General features: G+C 70.9%; 21 protein-coding genes. 14 read left to right on the top strand and 7 right to left on the bottom strand.

Translation table 11 applies throughout. The features are described 5' to 3' along the window. Positions 1 to 134 precede the first annotated feature (134 nt). The 4 genes from BLV63_RS09485 to BLV63_RS09470 all read left to right on the top strand — a co-directional run bounded on the left by BLV63_RS09485 (position 135) and on the right by BLV63_RS09470 (position 5,931). Positions 135 to 2,705 carry an HtaA domain-containing protein gene (locus BLV63_RS09485; protein ID WP_066212104.1) on the top strand — a complete coding sequence of 857 codons (2,571 nt, stop codon included), beginning with the start codon at positions 135 to 137 and terminating at the stop codon, positions 2,703 to 2,705. 123 nt (positions 2,706 to 2,828) lie between these two features. Then, positions 2,829 to 3,932 carry an ABC transporter substrate-binding protein gene (locus BLV63_RS09480; protein ID WP_066212102.1) on the top strand — a complete coding sequence of 368 codons (1,104 nt, stop codon included), beginning with the start codon at positions 2,829 to 2,831 and terminating at the stop codon, positions 3,930 to 3,932. Next, entirely contained in the window at positions 3,929 to 5,146 is a 1,218-nt protein-coding gene (locus BLV63_RS09475; RefSeq protein WP_254780539.1) for a FecCD family ABC transporter permease, read from the top strand. Before BLV63_RS09480 ends, BLV63_RS09475 begins: the two co-directional genes overlap by 4 nt. Beyond that, positions 5,143 to 5,931: a heme ABC transporter ATP-binding protein gene (locus BLV63_RS09470; protein ID WP_066212101.1), complete on the top strand. Its 789-nt coding sequence runs from the start codon at positions 5,143 to 5,145 to the stop codon at positions 5,929 to 5,931. Before BLV63_RS09475 ends, BLV63_RS09470 begins: the two co-directional genes overlap by 4 nt. Before the next feature lie 98 nt (positions 5,932 to 6,029). On the opposite strand, the gene BLV63_RS09465 is transcribed toward BLV63_RS09470, so the two are convergent. Next, on the bottom strand, positions 6,030 to 6,770 hold the full coding sequence (locus BLV63_RS09465) for a helix-turn-helix domain-containing protein (RefSeq protein WP_217640447.1): 741 nt from the start codon (positions 6,768 to 6,770) through the stop codon (positions 6,030 to 6,032). 135 nt (positions 6,771 to 6,905) lie between these two features. Here BLV63_RS09465 and BLV63_RS09460 point away from each other — a divergent pair, with 135 nt between their 5' ends. The 6 genes from BLV63_RS09460 (at position 6,906) to BLV63_RS09435 (ending at position 13,662) form a co-directional block, all read left to right on the top strand. Next, entirely contained in the window at positions 6,906 to 7,913 is a 1,008-nt protein-coding gene (locus BLV63_RS09460; RefSeq protein ID WP_066212097.1) for an ABC transporter substrate-binding protein, read from the top strand. Positions 7,914 to 7,993: 80 nt separating this feature from the next. Next, positions 7,994 to 9,733, top strand: coding sequence for a siderophore-interacting protein (locus tag BLV63_RS09455; RefSeq protein WP_066212095.1), 1,740 nt, complete (start codon positions 7,994 to 7,996; stop codon positions 9,731 to 9,733). Continuing rightward, complete coding sequence (locus tag BLV63_RS09450; RefSeq protein WP_066212093.1) at positions 9,730 to 10,764, top strand: iron chelate uptake ABC transporter family permease subunit; 1,035 nt, start codon at positions 9,730 to 9,732, stop codon at positions 10,762 to 10,764. Before BLV63_RS09455 ends, BLV63_RS09450 begins: the two co-directional genes overlap by 4 nt. Continuing rightward, on the top strand, positions 10,761 to 11,807 hold the full coding sequence (locus BLV63_RS09445; protein WP_254780538.1) for a FecCD family ABC transporter permease: 1,047 nt from the start codon (positions 10,761 to 10,763) through the stop codon (positions 11,805 to 11,807). Before BLV63_RS09450 ends, BLV63_RS09445 begins: the two co-directional genes overlap by 4 nt. Continuing rightward, the gene (locus tag BLV63_RS09440) at positions 11,804 to 12,616 is read left to right on the top strand and encodes an ABC transporter ATP-binding protein (protein WP_066212091.1); all 813 of its coding nucleotides are present in this window, start codon (positions 11,804 to 11,806) and stop codon (positions 12,614 to 12,616) included. Before BLV63_RS09445 ends, BLV63_RS09440 begins: the two co-directional genes overlap by 4 nt. 437 nt (positions 12,617 to 13,053) lie before the next feature. Continuing rightward, a complete protein-coding gene (locus BLV63_RS09435; protein WP_066212089.1) occupies positions 13,054 to 13,662 on the top strand; it encodes a DUF4304 domain-containing protein in 609 nt (202 codons plus the stop codon). 10 nt (positions 13,663 to 13,672) lie between these two features. Here the strand turns inward: BLV63_RS09435 and BLV63_RS09430 are convergent, their stop codons facing one another. Beyond that, the gene (locus tag BLV63_RS09430; protein ID WP_066212087.1) at positions 13,673 to 14,854 is read right to left on the bottom strand and encodes a sensor histidine kinase; all 1,182 of its coding nucleotides are present in this window, start codon (positions 14,852 to 14,854) and stop codon (positions 13,673 to 13,675) included. After that, positions 14,848 to 15,543, bottom strand: coding sequence for a response regulator transcription factor (locus tag BLV63_RS09425; protein WP_066212086.1), 696 nt, complete (start codon positions 15,541 to 15,543; stop codon positions 14,848 to 14,850). The genes BLV63_RS09430 and BLV63_RS09425 overlap by 7 nt, the downstream gene beginning before the upstream one ends. A 194-nt stretch (positions 15,544 to 15,737) precedes the next feature. Between BLV63_RS09425 and BLV63_RS09420 the strand changes: the two genes are divergently transcribed. From BLV63_RS09420 to BLV63_RS09405, 4 genes are all read left to right on the top strand, one after another. Then, on the top strand, positions 15,738 to 16,217 hold the full coding sequence (locus BLV63_RS09420) for a DM13 domain-containing protein (RefSeq protein ID WP_066212085.1): 480 nt from the start codon (positions 15,738 to 15,740) through the stop codon (positions 16,215 to 16,217). After that, a complete protein-coding gene (locus BLV63_RS09415; RefSeq protein WP_066212084.1) occupies positions 16,217 to 16,702 on the top strand; it encodes a DoxX family membrane protein in 486 nt (161 codons plus the stop codon). Before BLV63_RS09420 ends, BLV63_RS09415 begins: the two co-directional genes overlap by 1 nt. A 45-nt stretch (positions 16,703 to 16,747) precedes the next feature. Beyond that, the gene (locus tag BLV63_RS09410) at positions 16,748 to 18,769 is read left to right on the top strand and encodes an ArnT family glycosyltransferase (RefSeq protein ID WP_066212083.1); all 2,022 of its coding nucleotides are present in this window, start codon (positions 16,748 to 16,750) and stop codon (positions 18,767 to 18,769) included. A gap of 65 nt (positions 18,770 to 18,834) precedes the next feature. Beyond that, positions 18,835 to 19,329 carry a hypothetical protein gene (locus BLV63_RS09405; RefSeq protein WP_066212082.1) on the top strand — a complete coding sequence of 165 codons (495 nt, stop codon included), beginning with the start codon at positions 18,835 to 18,837 and terminating at the stop codon, positions 19,327 to 19,329. A 39-nt stretch (positions 19,330 to 19,368) separates the two neighbouring features. Here the strand turns inward: BLV63_RS09405 and BLV63_RS09400 are convergent, their stop codons facing one another. The 4 genes from BLV63_RS09400 to BLV63_RS09385 are packed head-to-tail and all read right to left on the bottom strand — an operon-like array spanning position 19,369 to position 23,964. Continuing rightward, positions 19,369 to 19,992 carry a GyrI-like domain-containing protein gene (locus BLV63_RS09400; RefSeq protein WP_066212080.1) on the bottom strand — a complete coding sequence of 208 codons (624 nt, stop codon included), beginning with the start codon at positions 19,990 to 19,992 and terminating at the stop codon, positions 19,369 to 19,371. Positions 19,993 to 20,021: 29 nt separating this feature from the next. Continuing rightward, positions 20,022 to 21,194, bottom strand: a complete 1,173-nt coding sequence (locus BLV63_RS09395; protein ID WP_066212078.1) for an acyl-CoA dehydrogenase family protein — start codon at positions 21,192 to 21,194, stop codon at positions 20,022 to 20,024. Beyond that, positions 21,191 to 22,456, bottom strand: coding sequence for a beta-ketoacyl-[acyl-carrier-protein] synthase family protein (locus BLV63_RS09390; RefSeq protein WP_066212075.1), 1,266 nt, complete (start codon positions 22,454 to 22,456; stop codon positions 21,191 to 21,193). Before BLV63_RS09390 ends, BLV63_RS09395 begins: the two co-directional genes overlap by 4 nt. Next, the gene (locus BLV63_RS09385; RefSeq protein ID WP_066212073.1) at positions 22,453 to 23,964 is read right to left on the bottom strand and encodes a class I adenylate-forming enzyme family protein; all 1,512 of its coding nucleotides are present in this window, start codon (positions 23,962 to 23,964) and stop codon (positions 22,453 to 22,455) included. Before BLV63_RS09385 ends, BLV63_RS09390 begins: the two co-directional genes overlap by 4 nt. Between the last annotated feature and the right edge of the window lie 61 nt (positions 23,965 to 24,025).

Here is a 24,025-nt window from a genome sequence, read left to right as displayed (position 1 = left end):
AGTGGATCGCCAGAGCCGCACCCTGTCGGGTTTATTAGCTCACGTTCGTCTTGGTTAATTCTCTGAGGTAAGCATAAGCTAACTTCGGCGAGGCCGCTCGTGCCAGCCGATCTCTCAACGCTTGGAGTTTTCCTATGTCCATCACTCACTTGCCTCGATGGCGACGCGCCCTGGGGGCGGCGGCCGCAACGGCCGTGGTCGCGGCGGGCACCTTCGCCGCGGTCCCGGCCGCTCAGGCCGCGGACCCCGTCACCGGCACCGTCTCCGACGCCAGACTCACCTGGGGCGTCAAAGAATCGTTCCGCAAGTACCTCCTCAGCCCGATCGCCCAGGGCGCCATCACCCCCAGCGGAGGTGTGACCCAGCAGGCCGGCAATGGACTCTTCGACTGGGCCGGCGGCACCGGCCAGCTGGAGAACGGAACGGGCAGCCTGTCCTTCCCGGGCACCGTGCACTTCACGGGTCACAGCGGCCAGCTGGATGTCACCTTCGCCCATCCGACACTGCACATCACCTCGTCCACCACCGGCCTGCTCCGCCTGGACGCCAAGACCAAGGCTTTCGGCGGCAGCCCCGCCCTGGACGTCGCACAGACGGACTTCGCCAACGTCACCTTCTCCCCGCTCACCGTGAGCAGCGGCAAGCTTGAGCTGCAGGGCGTCTCGGCCCTCCTGACCGCCAACGGCGCCAAGGCCTTCGCAGGCTTCTACTCTGAAGGCACCGCCCTCGACCCCGCGTCCGCCACGGGAACCTTCACCGCGCCGTCGCGCTTCAACCCGCAGACGACCGTGAACGTGACCTCCGCCGACGCCACCGACGGACTGAAGCTCGCCGTGGGCGGCACCGGGTACCTCGACCTCCCGAAGGCCTCCACCGGTAAGGACGCCGTGGGCGTCTACGCTGCAGTGATCGACCGCTCGGCCGCGTCCACCGACGTCAACGCCGGGAACACGCTCGGCAATAACTTCGCCTACATGCCGGCCGGCGCCCAGGGTGTCTTCAACACCACGGTCTCCGTCCCCACCGCGAAGCTCAGCAAGGACGCCCCGCTGGACGTCATCATCTGGTCGGCCCACGGCAACCCCACGGCGGACAACGTCATCTACCGCCAGCCGCTCACCCTGAGCAAGGCCCAGCGTGACGCCCTGTTCCCCGCTCCGGCGGCCACCCCCAGCACCGAACACGCCGTCAAGTCCGCCACCGCCCAGGACGGCCTCGTGGTGAACGTGAATGGCAAGGACTACAGCAGCGACCTCGTCAACGGCGTGTACGTCGGCATCGTGGACCGCAGCAAGGCCACCGGCTCCTTCGGCGCGGCCGATGTGCTCGGCGCCAACTGGGCCCGCAGCCTGGTGGACAACGGTTTCAGCCAGGACACCAAGGCCATCGCCGCGGACACGCTGAACCAGGACGCCTCCTACGACGTCGTGGTCTGGAAGGGCCACACCAACCCCGACGCCTCCACCGTCCTCTACCGTGAGGCCCTCACCCTGACCCCGGCCCAGCGCCAGGCACTCTTCCCCACGGTCGTCGAACCGGAGAAGCCCGTCACCGGCGCGGTGACTGTGACCGGCAAGGGCTTCACCAAGCTGCCGCTCACCTCCACCGGCAAGGAAGCCAACGGCGTCTACGTCGCCGCCGTGAAGAAGGGCACCGACCTCTCCACCATCACGATGGAGAACATGCACGACGCCACCGTGGGCGAGGCGCAGTGGGTCCCCGGCGCCCTGATCAGCCAGGGCGCCTTCAGCACCACGCTGAACATCCCCGCAGGCACCACCGATCCGCTCGAGGTCATCACCTGGGTGGCCCACGGCCTCATCACCCCGGACACACTGCTGGGACGTCAGGACCTCACCGGGACCAGCGTCGCCTTCACCTACAAGCCCGGCACCGGCGGTAACGGTGGCGGCAAGACCCCGGGCAAGCCGCAGGTCACTCCCCTGGTCACGAACGGCAACATCGTGGCCCCGAGGCCCAAGCCCACGGTCAAGCCCGCCCCGCAGGTCAAGTGCACCGTGGAAGACGTGTCCGCCGTGTCCGGCACCCCGTCCCTGAGCTGGGGCGTGAAGTCGTCCTTCCGCAGCTACGTGGTGGGCGGCATCGCCAAGGGCAGCATCTCCACGGCCAACGGCGCCACCTCCACCGGTGACGGATTCCTCTGGGGCTCCGGCACCGGCAGCCTGGACGCGAACGGCCTCGGCACCCTGTCCTTCCCCGGCCAGGTGAACTTCTCCGGGCATGACGGTCTCCTGAACACCACCATCAGCGGTGTGCGCGTCCAGATCACCGGCGCCGGCACGGGCGTGCTCGTGGCCAACGTCAGCAGCCAGGACATGGAGCGCAAGGATCTCTCGGCCTCCAACATCACCTTCGCGACGCTGAGCTTCGGCTCGCTCTCCCAGACCGGCGGCTCCGCCAGCGCCACCCTGACCGCCGAAGGCGCGCGGGCGTTCGCCGGCTTCTACTCCGCGGGCCAGGCCCTGGACGGCCTCACGGTCTCCATGTCCGGCGCCACCGGAGCCACCACCAAGCAGGTCTGCCGCGATGCCGCCGGCAACCTGGTCAACTCCGACGGCACGGCCCTGGCCTCCACGGGCGCCGCCTCCGCCGGCGTCATCGGCGTGGCAGGGATGCTGCTCCTGCTCGGCACAGCAGCCGTGACCCTGGCGGCCCGCCGCCAGGAGACCACCGCCCGCCACTGAGCGGACGCCCGCCGGGAGGGGTGTTCCCTCCCGGCGGACCCCCGCATCTGAGCGCCTGACGGCGCCGCTCCACCGGGCGGCGCCGTCGTCCCCGCTTTCCACCAGACACGCGATGGAGATTCCGTGAAGACCCGCAAGACCTTCCCCGCCGTGGCGCTGGCCGCCGTCGTCGCGCTCCTGCTGAGCGCCTGCTCTCCCGGTGTCGCGGCGCCCGCAGACCAGAGCGCGGCCCCCACCCCGGCCAAGCCCTCCAGCGCAAGCGCCGCCCCCGGCGCCGTCAACGCCCTGACGCTCAAGGGCCCGGCGGAAGCCGCCACCGTCCCGGACGTGACGCCGGCTGTGCAGAACCCGCGTCCCGCCCTGCCGGTCACCGTCCAGGACGCTTCGGGACGCTCCGTCACCGTCACGTCCACGGACCGGCTGCTCGCCCTGGACCTGTACGGCACCCTCACGGACACCGTGGTCGGGCTCGGACTGGAGAAGCATCTGGTGGGGCGGTCGAACGCGGACACCCAGAAGGTCCTGAAGAACCTCCCCGTCGTCACCCAGGGAGGGCACGACCTCAACACGGAAGCCGTGCTGCAGCTGCGTCCGAGCCTCGTGCTCACCAACACCACCATCGGCAGCGAGGACAAATACCGGCAGCTGGAGTCCGCCGGTGTCACCGTGGTCCGGTTCAAGCAGCCTCAGGGCCTGGACGGGATCGGGAAGACCATCGACGCCGTGGGACGCGCCCTCGGCCTGAGCCAGGCGGCCCACACCCTCGCGCAGCGCACGGACGCGGACCTGGCCAAGGCCCGCACCCGGATCTCCGAGCTCAAGGCGGCCACTCCCACCGCCCCGCGCGGGGCGGTGCTCTACATCCGCGGCACGGCGGGCGTGTTCTTCATCCTGGGCCGTGACTACGGCGCGGCCGACGTCATCGACGCCCTGGGGCTGAAGGACGTGGCCGCGGAGAACGGCATCACCCAGCTCAAACCGGCCAATGCGGAAGCACTGGTCAGCCTGGACCCGGAGATCGTCCTGGCCATGAAGGACGGTGTCCAGTCGACGGGCGGCGTGGACGGGCTGGTCAAGCGGCCCGGAATGGCCGCCACCACCGCCGGTGCCAACAAGCGCATCATCACCGCCGCGGACGGCCAGCTGCTCTCCTACGGTCCCCGGACCCCGGCCAACCTGATCGCCCTGGCCGAAGCGATCTACACCGACGGGTCGGGCGCCAAGTGAGTTCCCCGGCGGTACCCGGCCTGAGGTCCTTCCCCGAGGACCACGGCGGTCGCACGCACTACGACTCCCCCACCCTCACCGCACCCGCGGACGGCGGCACCACGGGCACGTCCCCGCAGCGGGCCGCGCCGGGAGGGGACCAGGGACCCGGAACCGCCCCGGCATCCACCGGGCGAACCGGTGGCCGGCGCGCCCGGGCCCTGCTCACGGCGGCGGTCCTCTGTGCCGCCCTGGTTCTCGTCATCCTGATCTCCTCCTCGCTCGGCCAGTTCTCCACCTCGCCGGGCCAGGTCCTGGATTCACTGCGCCGGGTGGCCCTGGGCGGCGCCGATCCGCTCGCGGACCGCCTGGACGCCACCCTCTGGACCATCCGCTTCCCGCGCACGGTGCTCGCCCTGCTGGTGGGCGCCTGCCTGGCCGTGGCCGGGACCGTCATGCAGGGCCTCTTCGCCAACCCCCTCGCCGAGCCCAGCATCATCGGAGTGTCCGCAGGGGCGTCGGTGGGCGCGAGCCTGGTGATCGTGGCCGGTGCCGCCGTCACACTGCCCTGGACCCTGCCCGCGGCGGCCTTCGCCGGCGCCCTGCTGGTCACGGCCCTGGTGTGGTCCCTGTCCCGCACCGGTGGCCGGGCCGTGGTCCTCGCGCTGGTTCTGACGGGGATCGCCATCAACGCGGTGGCCGGGGCGGCCACCAGCTTCCTCGTCTTCCTCGGCGACACCAGTTCCCGGGAACAGATCATCTTCTGGCAGATGGGGACCCTCTCCAACGCCACCTGGCAGTCCGCCGGGATCACCGCGGCCGTCTTCCTGGCAGGGCTTCTCGGCTGTCTGGCGATCCGCGGAAAGATCGACGTCCTCGCCCTGGGCGACCGCTCGGCGTCCGCCATGGGCATCCCGGTGGAACGGCTGAGACTGCTCGCCATCCTCCTGGTGTGCGTGCTGACCGGTGTGGCCGTGGCCTTCGCGGGGGTGATCTCCTTCGTGGGCCTGATCGTGCCGCACACCCTCCGGCTGGTGGTGGGCCCCTCCCAGCGCTATCTGGTGCCGCTCTCCGCACTGGGCGGGGCCGTTCTGCTCGGCCTGGCGGACATCGCCGCCCGCACGGTCATCCCGTTCGCCGACCTGCCCGTGGGCGTCTTCACCGCCCTAGTCGGCGGTCCCCTGTTCCTGGTTCTGCTCCGCAGGACCCTGCGCGGTTCGGGGGTGCAGGCATGAGCAGCGCACTGAGCCTGCGGGCGGTGAGCGTCCGGATGGGCGTCCGGCACCTGGTGGATGCCGTGGATCTCACGCTCGAGCCCGGTCAGGTCACGGCGATCATCGGTCCGAACGGCGCCGGGAAGTCAACCCTCCTTTCGGTGGCCGCGGGGCAGCTGCGGCCCAGCTCGGGAACCGTGCATCTGGGAGAGCGCGAGTCCCACCGGGTTCCCTCCGCCGAGGCCGCGCGCAAGCGCGCCGTCATGCCGCAGGACTCCGCCGTCGCGTTCGCGTTCACCGTCCGGGAGGTGGTGGCCATGGGCCGCACCCCCTGGCGGAAGGCACGGGCCGACGACGGCGCCGCCGTCACTGCGGCGCTCGAGCTGACCGGGCTGAGCGGGCTGGCCGACCGCGAGATCACCACTCTGTCGGGCGGCGAGCGGCAGCGCGCGGCGCTGGCCCGGGTCATCGCCCAGGCCACCCCCGTGGCGGACGGCTCGGTGATCCTGCTGGACGAGCCGACCAGCGCCATGGACGTCGCCCATGCGGAGGCCACCCTGGCACTCACCCGGGAACTCGCGTCCCAGGGAGCCGCGGTGGGTGTGGTGCTGCACGATCTGGACGCCGCCGCGTCCTACGCGGACCGGATGCTGCTCCTGAAGAAGGGGCGCGTGCGCGCGCTGGGGCCGGTGCATGAAGTCTGCCGGGCCGAGGTGCTCTCCGAGGTGTACGGGACTCCCGTGGAAGTGCTCGACGCCGGCGGCAGGCTTCGCGTCGGGCCGGTGCGTCCGGCGCGGATCGCCTGAGGCATCGGCCCGCGGTCCACGCGCCGTGCGGGACGGGCGTCTAGGCGGGGCCGGTGAGGCTGTTCAGCAGCGGCCCACGCGCCGTGCGGGACGGGCGTCTAGGCGGGGCCGGTGAGGCTGTTCAGCAGCGGTCCGGCGGGGCCGCCGGTCTCCCGGCTGAGGGCTTTGAGGAGACCGGACCGGGTTCCGAAGCCGGCAGCCGTGGCGGCCCGGGTCACCGACTCCCCGGCGCGGAGCCTGGCGAGCGCCGCGTTGAGCCTGGCCCGGACCCTCCACCGGTGGAAGGGAAACCCGGTTTCGTCGGCGAAGATCCGCTGGACCTGACGGGCGCTGATCCCGTGCCGCGCGGCGATCGCCCCAAGCGTCTCGTGTGAGATGGCCGCCTCCCGGGCGATCGCCGCTCCCACCGGATGCCGCGGTCGGTTCAGGGCGAAGTGCTCGGTGACCAGATCCGTCAGGATCTCATCCAGAGCGGACCTCAGATGCGCCACCTGCTCGCTGGTCTGCGGGGCCACCCCCAGGATGGTGGTCATCACCGTGGTAAGGGCCGGGAGATGTCCCAGGCGGTAGACCGGGGTGGGCGGCACCGTTCCGGGTGACAGGAACGGACCCAGGACGAGGCTGCCCGGTTCATACCGGGCCGCGTGCGGAACCCGTGGCGCGAGCCAGAGTGATTCCCGGGCGTGCAAGGTGACGGCCTCACCAGCCACATCGAGGTGCGCGGCGCCCACGGCCACGTGAATGAGATGCGGCTCCTCGTGGCTGTGCGTGGCGTGGCCGATGAAACGGACGGAATTCTCCGGGACCAGGTGTTTCAGGTTCGTCATCGCTCGGGTCATGTGCCGCCTCCTCCGGGTGTGTCGTGTTCGTCCCGGGACCGTGTCGCATCCGGAACGAAAAGCCCACATGACCAAATTACCTTAGTCTTACCTAAGTTCATCGGCGGTCTCCCGCCGCACTCCCAAGAGGTTCCCATGCGTTCGCGTTCCACATTCCTCCCCGCCGTCGCCGCTTCGGCCCTGACCCTCGGCCTTGTCTTGTCGGGATGCGCGGCCCCCTCGGGGTCCGCCGGCGGCTCCAGCAGCAGTTCCACGGCGGACGCCACCCGTGTGGTCACCACGGACCAGGGCGAGGTCCGGATCCCCGCGAACCCTCGCAAGGTCGTGGTCCTGAACTACGCGCTGGCCGGCTATCTCTACGACCTGGACGTCCCGGTCGCCGCGATGATCCCGGAGGACGCGGACCAGAAGGGGAAGCTCTCGGATTTCTGGGCCGAGGATGCCAAGGCCGACGGCACCACGTTCCTTCCCTGGAGCACCGACGGCTTCGACATGGAGGCGATTCTGGCGCTGAAGCCGGACCTCATCGTGGCCGGCGGCATCGGTTTCCCGCTGATGCAGGCCACCAAGGCCTATGACCAGCTCTCCAAGATCGCGCCGACCGTGATCGTGTCCGGCAAGAAGACCGAATGGAAGGACCAGTACTCCTTCCTCGCCAAAGACGTGTTCGGCAAGGACAAGGTCTACGAGGACGCCCTCGCCGCCTACGAGAAGAAGGCGGCCGAGGTGAAGAAGTCCATCACCGTCCCCCAGGGTGAGTCGGTCTTCGTGAGCTTCACCGCGGACCAGACCCCGTACGTCGGCATCGAGACCCGCGGACTTCCCCGGGTCTTCACGGACCTGGGATTCACCCCGGCGCCCCTCTTCGCAACCGGCCGTTACCAGCCGTACACCGCGGGCGGCGACTCGTTCAAGCTCTCCACCGAGCAGGTGGGACAGGTCCTCACCCAGCCCACCCTGTTCGCCACGGGCTTCAACGGCGCCCCCGTCGACGTCGCCACACTGTCCAAGAACGCGGTCTACGCCAAGCTGCCGGCCTTCAAGAACGGACAGGCCTTCGACCTGCCGTACTGGACCAACCGCGCGGACTACGACGAGACCATGGCCCTCCTGGACCTCGTCAAGGACAAGTTCACCAAGTAGCGTGTCCCCTGCCGCGGCGCCGCCGTGGCAGGGGCCCCGCCATCCGCCTCCGACCCGATGAAACGCGAGCCCTTCGCCCTATGAGCCCTTCCCGGATCACCGTCCACCCTCTCGTTCTCCGTCGCGTGGAGGTCCTGCGCGTCCTCGACGTGACCCCGCGGATGCGGAGGATCACCTTGGGCGGCGAGGAACTCGGGGCGTTCAGCCGGGACGGTCTCAGCTTCCCCGGCTTCGCCAGCCCCGGATTCGATGATCATGTGAAGATCCTGCTGGCCTCGGAGGGCTCGGTGGAAGACATCCTCCCCCGGCAGCTCGAGCACGGCATCGAGTGGGGGGCCGCCCCGCACCGCCAGGCCCGCGATTACACGCCGCGCCGGGTGGGCCACCACGATCTCGATCTCGACTTCGTCCTGCACTCAGCCGGGCCCGCCGACGGTCCTGCGGAGGCCTGGGCTCGCGCGGCGAAGCCCGGCGACCCCCTGTGGTTCGTCGGACCGAAGTCCAGCACCCGGGTCCCGGAGGATGCAGACCGCGCCCTCCTGATCGCCGATGAAACGGGTCTGCCCGCGATCAGCCGCTTCCTGGAGGAGCGCCCTCTGACCGTCCCGGTCCGCGCACTGATCACGATCGGGCACGACTCCGCCCGGCAGGAACTCGCGACACGCCCCGGCGACCGCATCGACTGGATCGTGGCCGAGCCCGGGGACCCGGCCGCCTTGGAAGAGGCCGTCGCGGCACTTGAACCCGAGGTCTGGGAGGGCACCCCCTACGTCTGGGCCGCCGCGGAGGCCCGGTCCCTCCTGCCGGTCCGCAAGCTCACTCTCCGCAGGCACGGCGTGCCCCGGTCGCGCACCGACATCACCGGTTACTGGCATGTGCGCCGGGAGGAACCGGCAGCCGCCACGGGCACGGAGCAGCGGGGCCCCGCTGCCGCCCCGTCCGGCGCGGAGCCCATCCCCTCGCCCCTCGCCTGGCTGGCCGTGCGCGCCGCCCTGGAGGCCGGCATCCTGGACGCGGTCGACGACGGCGCGCACACCGCCGGGGAGCTCGAGGCCCGCCTCGGCCTGGCCTCAGGCAGCACGTCCGCCTTGCTCTCCTTCCTGACCTTCCGCGGTGTGCTGGCCACCGGGCCCCAGGGCCTGACGCTCGGCCCGCTCGGCACGGAAGTCCTCGGCGATGAGCACGCCCGGGAGGAGTTCCAGGGAAGCGAAGCCGATGCCGTCCTGGCTCTGACCGCACTTCCCGGCGCGCTGCGCACCGGCCGGAGCGCGTGGCAGGTGATGAACGGAGTGACGCTCGCGGAATCCGTGGCCGGCGATCCGGAGCTCGCCGAAGAACTCGCCGAAGAAGCCGGCGGCCTGGCCTACCTCATGCCGGGCCTGGTGGCGCTCCCGCTCTGGAAGTCCGTTTCCGCCGTCGTCTGCGACGGGCCCGGTGCGGCACCGGTCGGGGAGGCCCTGAAGGCCGCTCATGATCTCAAACCCGGGGTCCAGTACGGCCACGGCCCGCGCCCGGAAGTCACCATCCAGGCCATGGCGCTGGGGCACCGGACCGACGAGGAGGCCGCGGAGCACCTCCGCCGGCTGAACGGCACGGCCCCGCACCTGGTGCTCGTGGAGCGCACCCGGCAGGACGCGCTGAGCCCACGTGCGCAGGAGGAGCAGCTGCTGCAGTTCGCCCTCACCGGGGCACCGGCGCGCAGCACGGCGCGCCTCGCGGAGCTCGCCGGCCAGGCCGGCTGGAGACTCGACGCGTCTCACGAGCTGGGCTGGGGTGTCGAGGCTCTCGTCTTCGCCTCGTCCGGGACCGCGGAGCGGTGAGCGCCCTCGTCGTCCCGGCTCCGTCATCCAGGCCGGCCCCCACCGTCCGCGCCCTCGGCCTGGGGGCCGCCGTCGTCGTCCTGCTGCTGATGTGCGCACTGAGCATCATGGTCGGCTCCGCGCTCCTTCCCCCTGACACCGCGCTGAAGGCCTTCACCCAGCCCGACGGTTCGCTCTCCCAGGTCACCGTGACCGAGGTCCGCGTCCCCCGGACACTCCTGGGCGTTCTCGTGGGTTCCGCACTGGGGGTGGCCGGGGCGCTCATGCAAGGACTGAGCCGCAACCCCCTGGCCGATCCTGGAATCCTCGGTGTGAACGCCGGAGCCGGCTTCGCGGTCTGCCTGGGTGTGGCTCTGTTCGGGCTGGTGGACATCGGTGACTATCTCTGGTGGGGCTTCGCCGGGGCCGTGCTCGCCTCAGTGCTCGTCTATGCTCTGGCCTCCCGGGGTCCCGGGGGTGCCACCCCCGTGCGACTGACCCTGGTCGGCGCCGCCCTGACCGCCGTGTTCGGCGGCCTGTCGATGACGCTCTCGCTCATCGACCCGCAGACTTTCGACCGCATGAGGTTCTGGGGCGTCGGCTCCATCACCGACCGGCCGGCAGGGACAGTGAGCGCCGTGCTGCCCTTCATCGTGACGGGCCTGCTGCTGGCCCTGCTCTCAACCCGGGCCCTGAACGCCCTCGCGCTGGGCGATGACCTGGCCAGGTCTGTCGGCGTCCATGTCCCCACCACCCGCGCGGTGGCCATGCTCTCCATCGTCCTGCTGTGCGGTTCCGCCACGGCTGCGGCCGGGCCCATCGCCTTCGTAGGGCTCATGGTGCCGCACGCCGTGCGATGGCTCACGGGCCCGGATCAGCGCTGGATCCTGCCCTATGCCCTGGTCCTGGCGCCGGCTCTGCTGCTGGCCGCGGATGTGCTGGGCCGTTTCATGGTCTGGCCGGCCGAAGTGCAGGCCGGCGTGGTCACTGCCCTGATCGGCGCACCGATCCTGATCGCCCTGGTGCGTGGTTCCCGGAAGGTGAGCTGGTGACGGCGGCCGGCCACGGTTCGCGGGTCATGGTGCTACGGGCCGGGCCGTACAGCCGTCGGATCACACTGCGGACGGTCCTGGTGATGGGCGTCCTGGCCGCACTCATTCCGGTCAGCTTGGTGCTCGCCCTGACACTCGGGCCGGGCGGAGTGCCCCTCGGCTCCGTCTTCTACGCCCTGACCCCGGATGCGGCCACCGCGGACCGTCTGGTGTTCGAGTGGCGGGCCGCCCGGGCCCTGGGGGCGGTGCTCTTCGGGGTGAGCCTCGGGATCAGCGGCGCGATCTTCCAGACCCTGACCCGCAATCCTCTGGGCAGCCCGGACATCATCGGCCTCAACGCCGGCGCCTATACCGGAGTGGTCGGCGTGATCCTTCTCGGGGGAAGCGGGTTCGCCGCCACCGCGGCGGGTGCCCTCGGGGGCGGGCTGCTGGCCGCGGCCTGTGTCTACCTGCTGGCCTTCCGCCAGGGAATCCACGGTTTCCGGCTCATCATCGTGGGCATCGCGGTGGGGGCGATCCTCTCCGCGCTCACCTCGTGGTTCAGCGTGAAGGCCGATCTGGATGTGGCGCTGCGCGCGGCGATCTGGGGAGCAGGGTCCCTGTTCGGCCTTACGTGGGAGCCGCTGGGCGCCGCGGCGGCCGCCGCACTGCTGCTTTTGGCCGCGCTGGTTCCGGCGGCGCGGATGCTGCCCCAGTTCGCACTCGGTGACGAGGCCGCGGCCTCGCTGGGACTGCGGGTCGAGCGGGCCAAGGCGCTCCTGGTCCTGCTGGGCGTGGGATTCACCGCCCTGGTCACCGCGGTCGCCGGTCCCATCTCCTTCATCGCGCTGGCCGCTCCGCAGATCGCCCGCCGTTTGGTGGGCGGTGGGGACGGAGCCGGGCTCGCGGCATCGGGCCTGGTGGGCGGCGTCCTCCTGGCCGGTGCGGACTTGGCCGCGCAGTACCTGCTGCCTGGCATCAAACTCCCCGTCGGGGCCATCACCGTGGTGATCGGCGGAGGATATCTGCTGTGGCTGCTCTTCAGAGAAAGTGGACGTTCATGAGTGTGCAAGCGGACACCGTCCTGGCGGCGGAATCGCTGAGTTGCGGCTACTCCCGCAAGCCGGTCCTGAACGGCCTGGACGTCGGCATTCCGAAGGCGGCCTTCACGGCCATCATCGGCCCGAACGCCTGCGGCAAGTCCACGCTCCTCCGGACCCTGGCGAGGTTGCTGACGCCCCAGGCCGGCAGGGTCCTGCTGGAACAGGCCGATCTCAGAGAGTTCAGCGCCCGGGAGCTCGCCCGCCGGACCGCGCTCCTCCCCCAGTCGCCCGTCACGCCGGACGCCATCACGGTGCTGGACCTCGTGGCCCGGGGACGGTTCGCCCATCAGAGCATCCTGAGCCAGTGGTCACGAGAGGACCAGCGGGCGGTGGACGACGCGCTCAGGGCGGCCGGCGTCTCCGAGCTGCGCGCCCGGCGCCTCGATGAGCTCTCCGGCGGACAGCGGCAGCGCGTGTGGATCGCTCTGACCCTGGCGCAGGAGACGAACGTCCTCCTGCTGGATGAACCCACCACCTACCTGGACATCGCCCACCAGGTGGAGGTGCTGGATCTGACCTCCCGGCTGAGGGACGGCGGCCGGACCGTGGTGGCGGTGCTGCACGAGCTCGGCATGGCCGCACGCTACGCGGACCACCTCATCGCCATGCGGGACGGGCGGATCGTCGCGGAAGGGCCGCCCCGGGACGTGGTGACGGAGGAGCTGCTGCGCGACGTGTTCGACCTTGACGCGAGGGTCATCCCGGATCCCGACACGGGTGTCCCGGTGGTCCTGCCCCGCGAAGTGGTCCGTCACCGGAACCACGGCTGAGTTCACACCGTCTCTGACTCGGCGTGAGCCGTAAGTGCTGCCGTCACCGATCCCGATCTCTCGAAGAGAGCCGAGCACCTCGTTGCGCGCCTTGGCATCCGGGCAGCCGTGACGGACCACGACCGTGTGCTCTGGGCCCTCGAAGTGGTCCGCCAGCCGGATCTCCGCGGTCATCACCACAGCCGCTCAGGGCCGATCCCCGCTTACCAAGACCCTTCCCGGGGCGCACGGATGATCCTGCTCGAGGTAAGTTCCAGTTCAGCATTCAGCAGGGCAGCGTGATCGAGGCCGCCCCTGGTCAATCGGGGTCCGGTCCGCATACTCTTCCAGAGTCGCCGGGACGAACCGGCGACTGGACGACAGGGGGAACACATGGGATCCACCGCGCGGCGGGCGGGCATACCGCCGATGACGCCTCTTCGCCGGGAGGGGCGCGCATGAGCGAGCTGGAGGCCAGGTTCGACGCTCTCGTGGCCGGCGTCGTCGTGCCCGCCCTCAAGCCCCTCGGCTACCGGAAGCGCAAGCTCAGCTGGTCGCGGGAGACGCCCGAGGCGGTGCACGGGATCACTCTTCAGCGCAGCCAGGGCAATGCACCGGACCACCTGCGCTTCTACGTCGAGGTCAGCGCGTATGTGCCGGATTTCGCGCGGACCGTGGGCGCCACCGTCCCGGATCGGCTGGAGAAGGCGACGCCGCAGTACAGCCGACGCTTCGAATCCGTGATCGACTGGCCCGGGCAGTGGATCGACCTGGAATCCTGGACGGACGAGGACCTCCACCCGGCGTTCGGTGAGGCCCTGCTCCAGCTCGACGGGCACCTCGCGGCGATCGACACCGCACCGGCCCTCGCCGAGGCGCTCCGGAGCGGCGGTCCCCTCAACCTCGACCTGTTCGCCTGGTGGTGTGCCACCGGGAACACCGAGGAGCAGGCCGCGCAGCTCGCCGCGGCTCAGGTGGAATTCGGCCAGGAGGACCGCTGGCCGCGCCTCCTGGCCCAGTTCGAGCGCACCGCCGGCCGCTTCGGCGTCGTGCTGCCCTCGGGCTGATCGGGCCGGGTCAGCGCACCGAAGACGCCGGCGGCGGAGCGCCTCCGGCACCGGCCCCGCCCAGCGGCAGCGTGACCTCCAGCTGGAAGCCGTCGGGGACCTGGCCTGCCCGGACCTTGCCGCCATGCGCCTCGACGATGCCCCGCACGATCGCCAGCCCGAGGCCCGCCCCCGAGGAGAGCTCCGACGGCTCCTCGGCGGTCCGGGCCGCATCCGCGCGCCACCCGACGTCGAAGATCCGGCCGAGATCCTCCGCCGCGACGCCGGGGCCCTGGTCGAGCACGGTCAGCACCAGGCGATCCTCCCCCACGGTGTCCGCCGCGATCAGGATCTCCGACTGCTCCGGGGCGTGCCGGATCCCATTGCTGAGGAGATTCCCCAGGACCCGGCTCAGCTCGCGCGGATCCGCCCAGAGCAACCGCCCCTCGACGCCGCGCTGGGAGATGCGGATCCCCTTCCGCTCCGCCAGCGGCTGGACGTCGGTCACGGCGTCCGAGACCAGATCCAGGAGCTCCACCAGTTCCGGCTGAAGCCGCAGCGTACCCTCCTGGAGCTTGGACAGCTCGAACAGGTCGTCCACCATCCGTGTCATCGCCTCGGCCCGGGACCCGATCCGGCGCGCGGTGGCCCCGGCGTCCTCCACCACGCCGTCCTCCAGCGCTTCCGCGAGCGCCCGGATCCCCGTGAGAGGGGTCCGCAGATCGTGAGAGATGCCGGCGTAGAACTGCCGCCGCGCGGCGTCGAGCTTCTCCAGCTCCGCGCGCGCCGCCGCGAGCCGCCGTGACGTCTCGGCGAGTTCCGCGGACAGTTCGTTGAACTCCTGCCAGCCGGGCGTCCCCGCCGCGACGACGGCGCCGTCCCCCACCCGCTGCGCCGACGCCACGAGCGCGTCCAGGGACCGCCGCGCGGTCCTGCCGGTGATGAGGACGGCTGCCGTGACACTCAGGACGGCCGACACCCCGAGGACCCATACGAGGACCGTGAGGTCGTGGGGTGAGAAGAACATCTCCACGAGCACGGCGAGCGTGGAACAGGCGATCGAGAGGACGACCGCGACGATCACGATCGCGAACTGGGAGGCGATCGAGCCGCGGCGGTTCCAGCGCAGGGCCAGCCAGGCGAGCAGACTGACAGCCCCCGTGCAGACGGCCGTCGTCACGACGATCAGCAGCAGATCCGCAGGACTCAGCATGACGGCTCGATCGTGAAGCGGTACCCGGCGCCCCACTCGGTGCGGAGATAGCAGGGGTACCGGGGGTCGGTCTCGATCTTCTCCCGCAGCCGCCGGACGTGCACGGTCACGGTGGACGGGTCGCCGAAGCCCCACCCCCACACCTCCCGCAGGATCTCGTCGCGGCTCACCACCTGGTCGGGATGCTGGACGAGGTAGAGGAACAGCTCATACTCCCGCGTGGTGAGCGCCACCTCCCGCTGGTCGGCCCACACCCGGCGATGAGCGGGGTCGATCCGGAAGCGCCCTGCCGTGAAGGCGGCCGGAGCGCTCGAGGAGACCCGGCGGCGGACCAGGGCCGCCACCCGCAACTGCAGCTCGCGCAGGGCGAAGGGTTTGCTGAGGTAGTCATCGGCTCCGTGTTCCAGACCCTCGATCCGGTCCTCCACGGCGCCCATGGCGGTGAGCATCATGATCGGCACGTCGGAGAACGTCCGCACCTCGCGGCAGAGCTCGTCCCCGCTGAGTCCCGGCATCATGCGGTCCACGATCAGCACATCGGGCACCTGGTCCCGCAGGGCTTCGAGGGCGCTCGCGCCGTCGGCGTGCTGGGCCACCACGTATCCGGCGGCGCGCAGGTGATCGCTGACGATCATGCGGACGGTGGGGTCGTCCTCCACGACCATCACGCGGGCTGTTCCAGGGTCCATAGTCGAAGCTTAGCCGCGCCGCTCCGGCTCCGGACCGCGGCGGATCTTACCGTTCTGAAAGGTCTCTTACGGCCGTGAAAGGACCGGCCCGCGAGCGCTTCCCGGCTGCTTGACTCGAGCACAGCGAGCGGCCCTCCTCCGGGTGGCGTCCCGCTCCTGACCGGAACACCTCACCCCATAGAAGGAAGAACATCATGCGTACCAAGGCCCTCGTCGGTGCAGGACTTCTCGCTCTCGCCCTCTCCCTGTCCGCGTGCGGCGGCGCCGGGTCCACGGGCTCGTCCGGCACCGGCTCCACCTCCATGCCCGAGTCGAGCATGTCCGCGGCGGGCGGCTCGCCGTCGTCGATGGCGTCGGAGTCCTCCATGGCCATGGCCAAGCACCAAGGCGATTTCGCCGGGCTCAACGGGAAGTCCGTCAAGGGCACCGTGACCGTCGCCGACGGCAAGGTGACCCTGTCCGGTTTCTCCTCGGATGAAGGCCCGGACCTGCACCTGTACCTGGCGTCCGGGACGGACGAGGCGGCCATCGGCACGGGCACCCAGCTCGGCAAGGTCTCCTTCAACACCGCGTCCCAGGCGTTCACCCTCCCGGCCGGCGCCGCCTCCTCCGGCTACGTGGTGGTGCACTGCGACAAGGCGAAGGCCGTGTTCGGCGCCGCCAAGCTGTCCTGATGGACCGCACCGGACCACGGATCCCCGCCCTCACCGCCCCGCTCATCGTCGGCGCGGTGAGGGTGATCCTCGGGATCCTGTGGCTGAATGAGGGCATCACCAAGTATCGTGCGGGCTTCGGCCGGGCGGACATCCTCCTGGTGGCGGGCAGCGCCTCGGGCAACAGCCGGGTGCCGGAGTTCTTCCAGTGGTTCGCCACCGGTGTCCTGGGCCAGGCGCCCGAGCTGTTCGGCGTGGTCATGCCGCTGCTGGAGACCGGGCTGGGCGTGGCTCTCCTCCTCGGGGTCCTGACACTGCCCGCCGCCGTGGGGTCCATCTTCACCCTCATGACGTACTGGATGGCCGACCAGCTGATCGCCCAGTACCCGGTGATGGTGCTGCTGTCCTTGTGTGTGGTGCTGTGGCCGCACAGCGCGACGCGTTTCTCGCTCGACGCGTTCCTGCTCCGGATCGTCCGACGGCGGACGGGCACAGCAGGCGCATAGGGTCGGCACAGTCAGCGCATGCCCTGCCGGGGTGTGCTGGTGTGCATGACCTCCAGCCCAGCCTCCCTGTCCCCCGTTCTCTCACCCTCGCTCCAGCGCCCGGCGCCCCGCACCGGGCGCTGGGGCCCCTGGCCGCTCGGCCTCCTCGTCCTGGGCGTCGGCGCCGCAGCGCTCACGGTCTGGGGCCTGTGGTCCGGGGAACGCTCCGAGTACTACGCCTCGATCGCGCTCTCGATGAGCCAGAACTGGCACAACTTCTTCTTCGGAGCGTTCGACCCGTCCGGGACCGTGACCCTCGACAAGATCCCGGGTTCGTTCTGGATCCCGGCACTCTTCGTCCGGTTCTTCGGGTTCTCCACGCTCTCGGTCGTCCTGCCGAACGCCCTGGCCGCCGTGGCCGCGACGCTCCTCGTGGCGGTCACGGCGAAACGGGTGGCCGGCACGACGGCGGGGCTCGTGGGCGGCGCGGTCGTCGCCACCACACCCATCCTCGTGGCCGTGTCCCGCTCGAATCAGCCGGAGACGTTCTTCGTCCTGGGGCTGGCTCTCACCGCCTGGGCCGCGGTCCGCGCGCTGGAACAGCGGAGCCTCGGCTGGCTGCTGCTGGCCGGAGCATTCGTCGCGGTCTCGTTCCAGACATACATGCTCGAGGCCTGGGCGGTGTGGCCGGCCCTCGCCGCCGCCTACCTGTGCACGGCACAGCCCTGGTGGCGGAAACTCTGGCACACCGCGCTCGCAGGGGTGACCAGCCTGGCTCTCTCGCTCGTCTGGATCGTGGCGGTCGCCCTCATCCCCGCCACGGACCGCCCGTATGTGGGCAGCACGCTCCACAACGATCCGTGGGAGATGGTGTTCGGCTACAACGGCCTGGGACGCTTCGGGGACAGCACCGCGGACTCCTCCGCCTACAACTCGTTCACTCCGCCGTTCTCCGGCTCGGCCGGCGTCTTCCGCCTCTTCAACGAGCAGCTCGCGGGGCAGATCGGGTGGCTGGTCCCGGTGGCGGTGCTCGCCGTCGTCGTGCTGACGGTTCTGAAGTTCCGTCCCGCCGTGACGGTGTTCCTCGGTGTGTGGATCCTGACCTTCGCGGCCATGTTCTCCGCGGTGGCCGGGATGCACCAGTTCTACACGGCGGCGCTCGCCGTGCCGATGGGGCTGGCGGTGGGCCTGGCGATCGGGGTGGGCCGACGGCGCCGGGTCGTCTGGGCGCAGCTCGCCCTGCTGGGCGCGGCGATGGTGACCGCGGTGGCGATCGCGCTCGTCTACGGCGGGTACTCCGTGGCGGTCGCCGCCGTCCAGGTCGTGCTCGGACTCGGCGCGATGGTCCTCATCCTCCGGGAGGCCCGGCGGGGCGCCGCCTTCACGGTCTGGACGACGGTGCTGCTGCTCGGCGGGCTGATCCTCACCCCGGCGGCGTGGTCCGTGGTGACGATCGCCCACCCCAACTCGACCAATCCCGTCGCCGGCGGCGTCAGCGGCATGAGCATGGGCGGCATGGGCGGTCCCGGTGGGACGGGGGCACGCTTCGGCGGCAATCGTCAGGGCTTCGGTCAGGGACAGCCGGGCGCCATGCCGGGCACCCCGCCGAACGGGTTCCAGGGCCGCGGCCTGAACGGCGCCCCGGGCGGGACCGGCTTCCCGCAGGGTGTGGCGGGAGGCCGCGAAGGCACGGCGTCGACGGCACTGCTCAGCTACCTGCGGGCCAACCGCGGAGACGCGGACTACCTGGTGGCGACCTTCGGAGCCCAGGAGGCGGCAAGCCTCATCACAGGCTCCGGCGGTGAACCCGTGCTGCCCATCGGCGGCTTCAGCGGCAACGACCCCGCACCCACCCTGCAGAAGTTCACGGCCCTCGTCAGCTCGGGCGCGCTGAAGTATGTGCTCGTGGACGAGGGTGGCAGAGGCGGTGGCTTCGGAGGCGGGTTCGGCGGCGCGCCGGGCGGCTCCACGGCGACGACCACGGCCTCCGAGATCAGGACCTGGGTGGAGGCGAACTGCACGGCGGTCACCGCCGACGGCGTCACGGGCCTCTACCAGTGCACCGCGACGGCGGCGCAAGGGGCGTGAGGCTCCAGCGGGGCCTGAGGGGTTTCCCCGGGTGACATGATGGGACCACCGACGAAGGAGATGACGTGTCCGGATTGATCGATGCCGCCCTGGACGAGGACGGTTCTCTGACGGCTTCCACCACCCTGCCCGGCGAACGGGACGTGGAGGTGCTGGCCGAACCCGGAGAGCAGAAGCTCAGCCTGGAGCAGCTCACGGAGATCGTCGAGGACGCGCTGCGGCCCCTGGACCGCGGGACGTTCTCCGAGGCGGAGCGCGAAATCCTTGCCGCGCTCGACGGCGGCGCCACGACGGAGGCGCCCACGCTCCGCCTGGACGGCGTGATCGTCGAGCCGGGCGGCGTCGTCGTGCTGCTGTACACCGCGCAGTCCCCCGACGGCGAGTCCACCGTCTACTGCACGCTCGGGCCGGACCAGAGCGTGGAGAGCATCGAGGTGGCCGACGAGGACGTTCCGACGGTCGAGTTCGACTCGCTGGATCACCTCCTGGACCACCTCAGCGCGGCACCCGTCACCGAGCCGGACGCGCCCGCCGAAGGAGGCACGCCCGCCAAGGGCTGAACAGCGCTGACTCGGGGCTGAATCAGCCTCGGCGCTGAATCAGTTCCGCACGCGCTCCACCGGCTGGCGGAGGATGGTGCGCTGCTTCTCCGGGGCGGTCCGGCGGAAGTCGCTCAGGTAGATCTCGTGGTGCTTCCCGCGCAGGGCCAGTCCCTCCGCCGGGACGAACTCGTGGTGGAGGCGGTCCAGGACGGGGGCCTCGTCATCGAACGAGCCGAGGTGGAGAGTCTGCACGCACAGCCCTTCCGCGAGCGCCTCGAACCGGACGTCATCCAGGCGGGCCGGGCGGTTCTTCGCCGCAGCCTGCTCCTTGGCCGCCAGCACCTGGTCCTCGTCGATCCACTCGGGCACCAGCAGCATCATGGTCCAGTCCCACTGAGACTTGTCCCGTGCCGTGGTGAAGGCGTCCAGATCCTCGGCCCACCACAGTCCCTCGAGCGGAGGGACCACGTAGTCACGGCCTGTCGTGGCGCGGCTGCCGAACTTCAGTTTGTAGGCCACCGGGTACAGCGATTCGACGGCCTGCGTGAAATCGGGCGAGGAGTTGGGGTCCCCGTGCCCGTCGATCATGAGGTACCGCCGCTCCGGGACCGTGAGGATCCGGAACGCGCCCTTCGGTGCCTGGTACGAGTCCAGGGTCTTCTTGAGATCGATCTTGTCCATGGTGTCCCCTCACTCCACGCGTCGGTCTGTCAGTCGTCCAGCAGGGCCGCCGCGAACATCGGACGCGCGGCGTCGGCCGACGGCGGGTGGAAGAGCCCCGCCGTCGCGTCCCGCCAGAGACGGCTCAGCTCGGAGCCGTTGTCGAAACCACTGCCCCCAGCGCACATCAGCGCGGTCTCGGCCGCCCGGCGTGCTGCGGTGGCCGCGTTGAGCCGGGCGCTCACGAGGCGCAACGGCCAGCCGGCTCCGTGGTCGACCAGCTCGTCGACGTCGCGGGAGTACGTGTCCAGCTGGGCGGGGACCGCCAGGTACTCGAGGTGGGTGTCGGCCAGTCGCGCGCGGTACTCCGGCACTTCGGAGAAGGCGGTGCCGCTCTTGGCCGAGCTGCGGCGCTTCAGGCCCACGGCGCCCAGCTCCAGGGCGCGCCACGCCACCCCGGCATAGACGGAGCCGATCATGAGCTGGAAGTGGCTCGTGATCGCGAACGTCAGCAGGTCCGGCGTGCGGCCGGGCGGGATCCTCCGCACCACGTTCCCGGCCTTCAGCGGCACGCCCTTCAGAATCGTGGCGCGGCTCTGGGAGGCCCGCATCCCAAGCACGTCCCATTGGTCCGAGACCGTGATGCCGGGGGCTTCGCGTTCGAGGAAACCGTAGACGAGCCGGGGGTTCTCCGGATCGGACGCGTCCAGGCCGTGCGCCAGCAGTCGGGTCCAGACCGGGGAGAGTGACGTGAAGATCTTGATGCCGGTGAGCAGGTATCCGCCGTCCTCCTGGACCTCGGCCACCGTGGTGGACCCCTGCAGCACCCAGTCGTTGGAGGGTTCGCTGATCCCGAAGGCGAAGACCTCCCCGGCCATCGCCTCCTCGAACACGCGGGTCAGGGAATCGTCGCCGCGCGCCCACAGAGCCCGTGCGACGCCGGTGCACATGAGATGCATATTGATCGCCAGGGCCGTGGCCGGGGCCGCCGTCGCCAGGCGATGCTGCAGCCGCGTGACCTCGAGCAGATTCAGGCCGGGGCCGCCGAACTCCTCCGGGACGAAAAGCTGCAAATAGCCCAGCTCCCGCAGCTCGGCGAAGTCCTCGTCGAAGAAACGGTTCTCCCGGTCATAGACGGCCGCCCGCTCGCGGAACCGTTCGAGCAGTTCCTGCGGCAGGTACCGCTCCGCCAGCTCCACCTGCCGCGTCTCCCGATCGGTCACGGTGTTCCTCCTTCATCCGCGCGGGCCAGCAGCACCGCGGCATTGTGCCCGCCGAATCCGAACGACGTGGACAGCACGCTGTTCACGCGGAGCGGCCGGGCGGTTCCGGTGACGATGTCCCAGTCGGGGAACTCGGGATCGTCGAGGTTCAGGGTGGGCGGCAGGAGCCCGTCGCGCAGGGCGAGGATGGAGAGCACGGCCTCCACTGCTCCCGACGCCCCCAGCAGGTGTCCCGTGAGGGATTTGGTGGCGCTGATCGGGATGCTGCGGGCCGCAGCGCCCAGGGCCGCCTCGAAGGCGAGCAGCTCCGCCGCGTCCCCCGCCGGGGTGCCGGTGCCGTGAGCGTTGATGTGCCCGACGTCGGCCGGACCGGCCCCCGCGTCGGCGAGGCAGTCGCGGATCGCCTGAGCCGCCCCGCGTCCCTGTGGATGCGGCGCGGTCGGATGGTGCGCATCGCTGGACGCACCGAAGCCGGTGACCCGTGCCAACGGTGCCGCACCCCGGGCCGTCGCGTGCTCCGCCGATTCCAGGACGAGCGCGGCCGCCCCGGCGGACATGACGAATCCGGAGCGTGCGCGGTCGAAGGGCCGGCTCGCCGCGGCGGGGTCGTCGTCGTGGCCGGTGGCCAGGGCCCGCAGGTTCGCGTTGGACGAGAGGTTCACGCCATTGAGGCAGTCCTCCATGCCCACGACCAGGACCGCGTCGGCGTAGCCGTGCCGGATGCGTCGCAGCCCCTCGCCGAGGGCGATGGTCCCGCTCGCGCACGTCGCGGACACGCCCTGAGCCGGGCCGCGCAGGCCGTGACGCTGGCTGAGGAGTGCTGCGGCGGCGTCGGGCGCGCCATGCATCGAGAGTGTCAGCGGCACCGCCCGCGGGCCGCGGGTGTCGAGGAGACGTGTGGCCTGCTGCATCGCGTCGACGGGGCCGGACCCCGTGCCCGCGATGACGGAGACCCGGGAGGGATCCCAGGGCAGTTCCGTGCCGAGGGCTCCGGCCTGACCGAGCGCTTCCTCGGCGGCGGCGAGCGCCCAGTGCTGCACCGGGCTGAGGCGCCGCACGAGGGTCCGTTCCAGGACCGCTTCGGGATCGAAGCCCCTCACCTGGCCGCCGATCCGCATCGGCAGGCCGTCGAATTCGTCCCCCTCCAGGCGGCCGAGCGCGCTTCGCCCCTCGGACACGGACTGCCAGAGGAGCTCCGCGCTGAGGCCGCTGGGCGTGATGGCCCCGAGTCCTGTGACGACGACGTCGCGCGGCGCGCTCACAGCCGGACCGCCGTGTCGCCGTCGAGCAGCTCAGCCGTGGCCGGGCGTCGGATCTTGCCGCCCACCGTGCGTGGCAGCCGGGGAGCCAGATACCAGCGGCGCGGCACGAACTGGGGCGCCAGCCGTTCCCGGGCCCAGGCCTGGAGCGCTTCCTTGCCGGGGGCGTGCTCGCCCTCGAGCACGAGGGCCACCACGCTGCCGAGGCGCGCGTCCGGCACGGCCACGGCGCACACCGCGCCCAGGCCCGGCATGTCCTCGAAGGCCCGCTCCACTGCGGGCAGCGAGATCTTGTGCCCGCCGCTGACCACGATGTCGCCGGACCGTCCCAGGAGTTCGATCCGGTCCCCCACGTGCCGGGCCTGATCGTGCACGGTGGCCCAGCCGTCGGGCTGCCGGAGCACAGCGTCCGTGGTGCCTGCCAGATACCCGTCCGAACAGGCCGCCGCGCGGACCCAGAGGGTGCCGGGCTCGCCGTCCGGCAGTTCCTCGCCCGAACCATCGCGGACGCTGACCTCGATATCCGGGTAGACGGAGATGGCCGTGCCGTCCCCGTCCCGGCTGTCCCCGATGAAGCCGATCTCGGCGGCGCCGTAGTAGCTGATCAAGCGCACCTGAGGCAGCGCGTGGGCGAGTCCCGCGCGAATGGTCGAGGACAGATTGGCTCCGCCCGTGACGATGAGCTCCAGCGACGCGAACCGCTCCGGGTCCCGGCGTGCGGCATCCGTGATCGCCTGGACCACCGCCGGGACGGCCACGACCCGGCTGACACCGTCGGTCGCGATGCGCCGCCCCAGCCCGACCGGATCGAACGCGTCGGCCACGTGGACGCTGCCACCCGTCGCGAGACACTCGATGACGGCGTAGAGGGTGAGACTGTACGAGACCGGCCCCGGCGCCAGCGTGCTCACGCCTGGCAAGGGCTCCAGATGAGCGCTCGAGACCGAGACGTTTTCGCGGTACTGCTGCCGGGTCTTCAGGAACGCCTTGGGATTGCTCGTGGTGCCGGAGGAGAAGAGCAGGAGGAACGCCTCGTCGCCGTCGCGGACGGTCGGCCGCGGAGCGAGCGGCAGACTCCGCTCGAGTTCCTGGAAGCCCGTCAGGCCGAGAAGGGTCCCCGTCCAGCCGCGTGCCGTGAGGGCCTCCGCGAGGTCCTCCGAGTCACTGATGACGACGCCGATTCCGGTCGTGAGGATCACGCCCACCCGGTGGTCCAGGGGCCAGCGGGGGTCGATCGTGGCGGACACCGCACGGTATCCGGCCAGCCCGGCCATGATCCTCGCGGTGTGGAAGGCGGAGTCGATGCTCACGGCGGTGATCGGAATGGCCAAGGTCTCCGGGGCGGGAACCGGTGGAGTGGTCTGGCCCCGGTGCAGGGCATCGACGGCGGCGAACACCCGGCGCGAATCCTCCACCAGGTCCCGGTAGCTCAGCCGGCCATCGGCCCCGGCGATCGCCGTTCGCTCGGGATGGTGTTGCGCGACGTCCAGCACGGTCCGGGTGATCGGCACCTGCGTCCTTCCCTGGTGGTCATCCCGGCACGGCCCGGCTCAGTGAGGCCTCGGGTTCGGC

The sequence above is a fragment of the Arthrobacter woluwensis genome (genome assembly GCF_900105345.1).
In the GTDB taxonomy this organism is placed as follows: domain Bacteria; phylum Actinomycetota; class Actinomycetes; order Actinomycetales; family Micrococcaceae; genus Arthrobacter_E; species Arthrobacter_E woluwensis.
The sequence above is the reverse complement of the archived record's forward strand: the minus strand, read 5'-3'. Positions and strand labels throughout refer to the sequence as shown.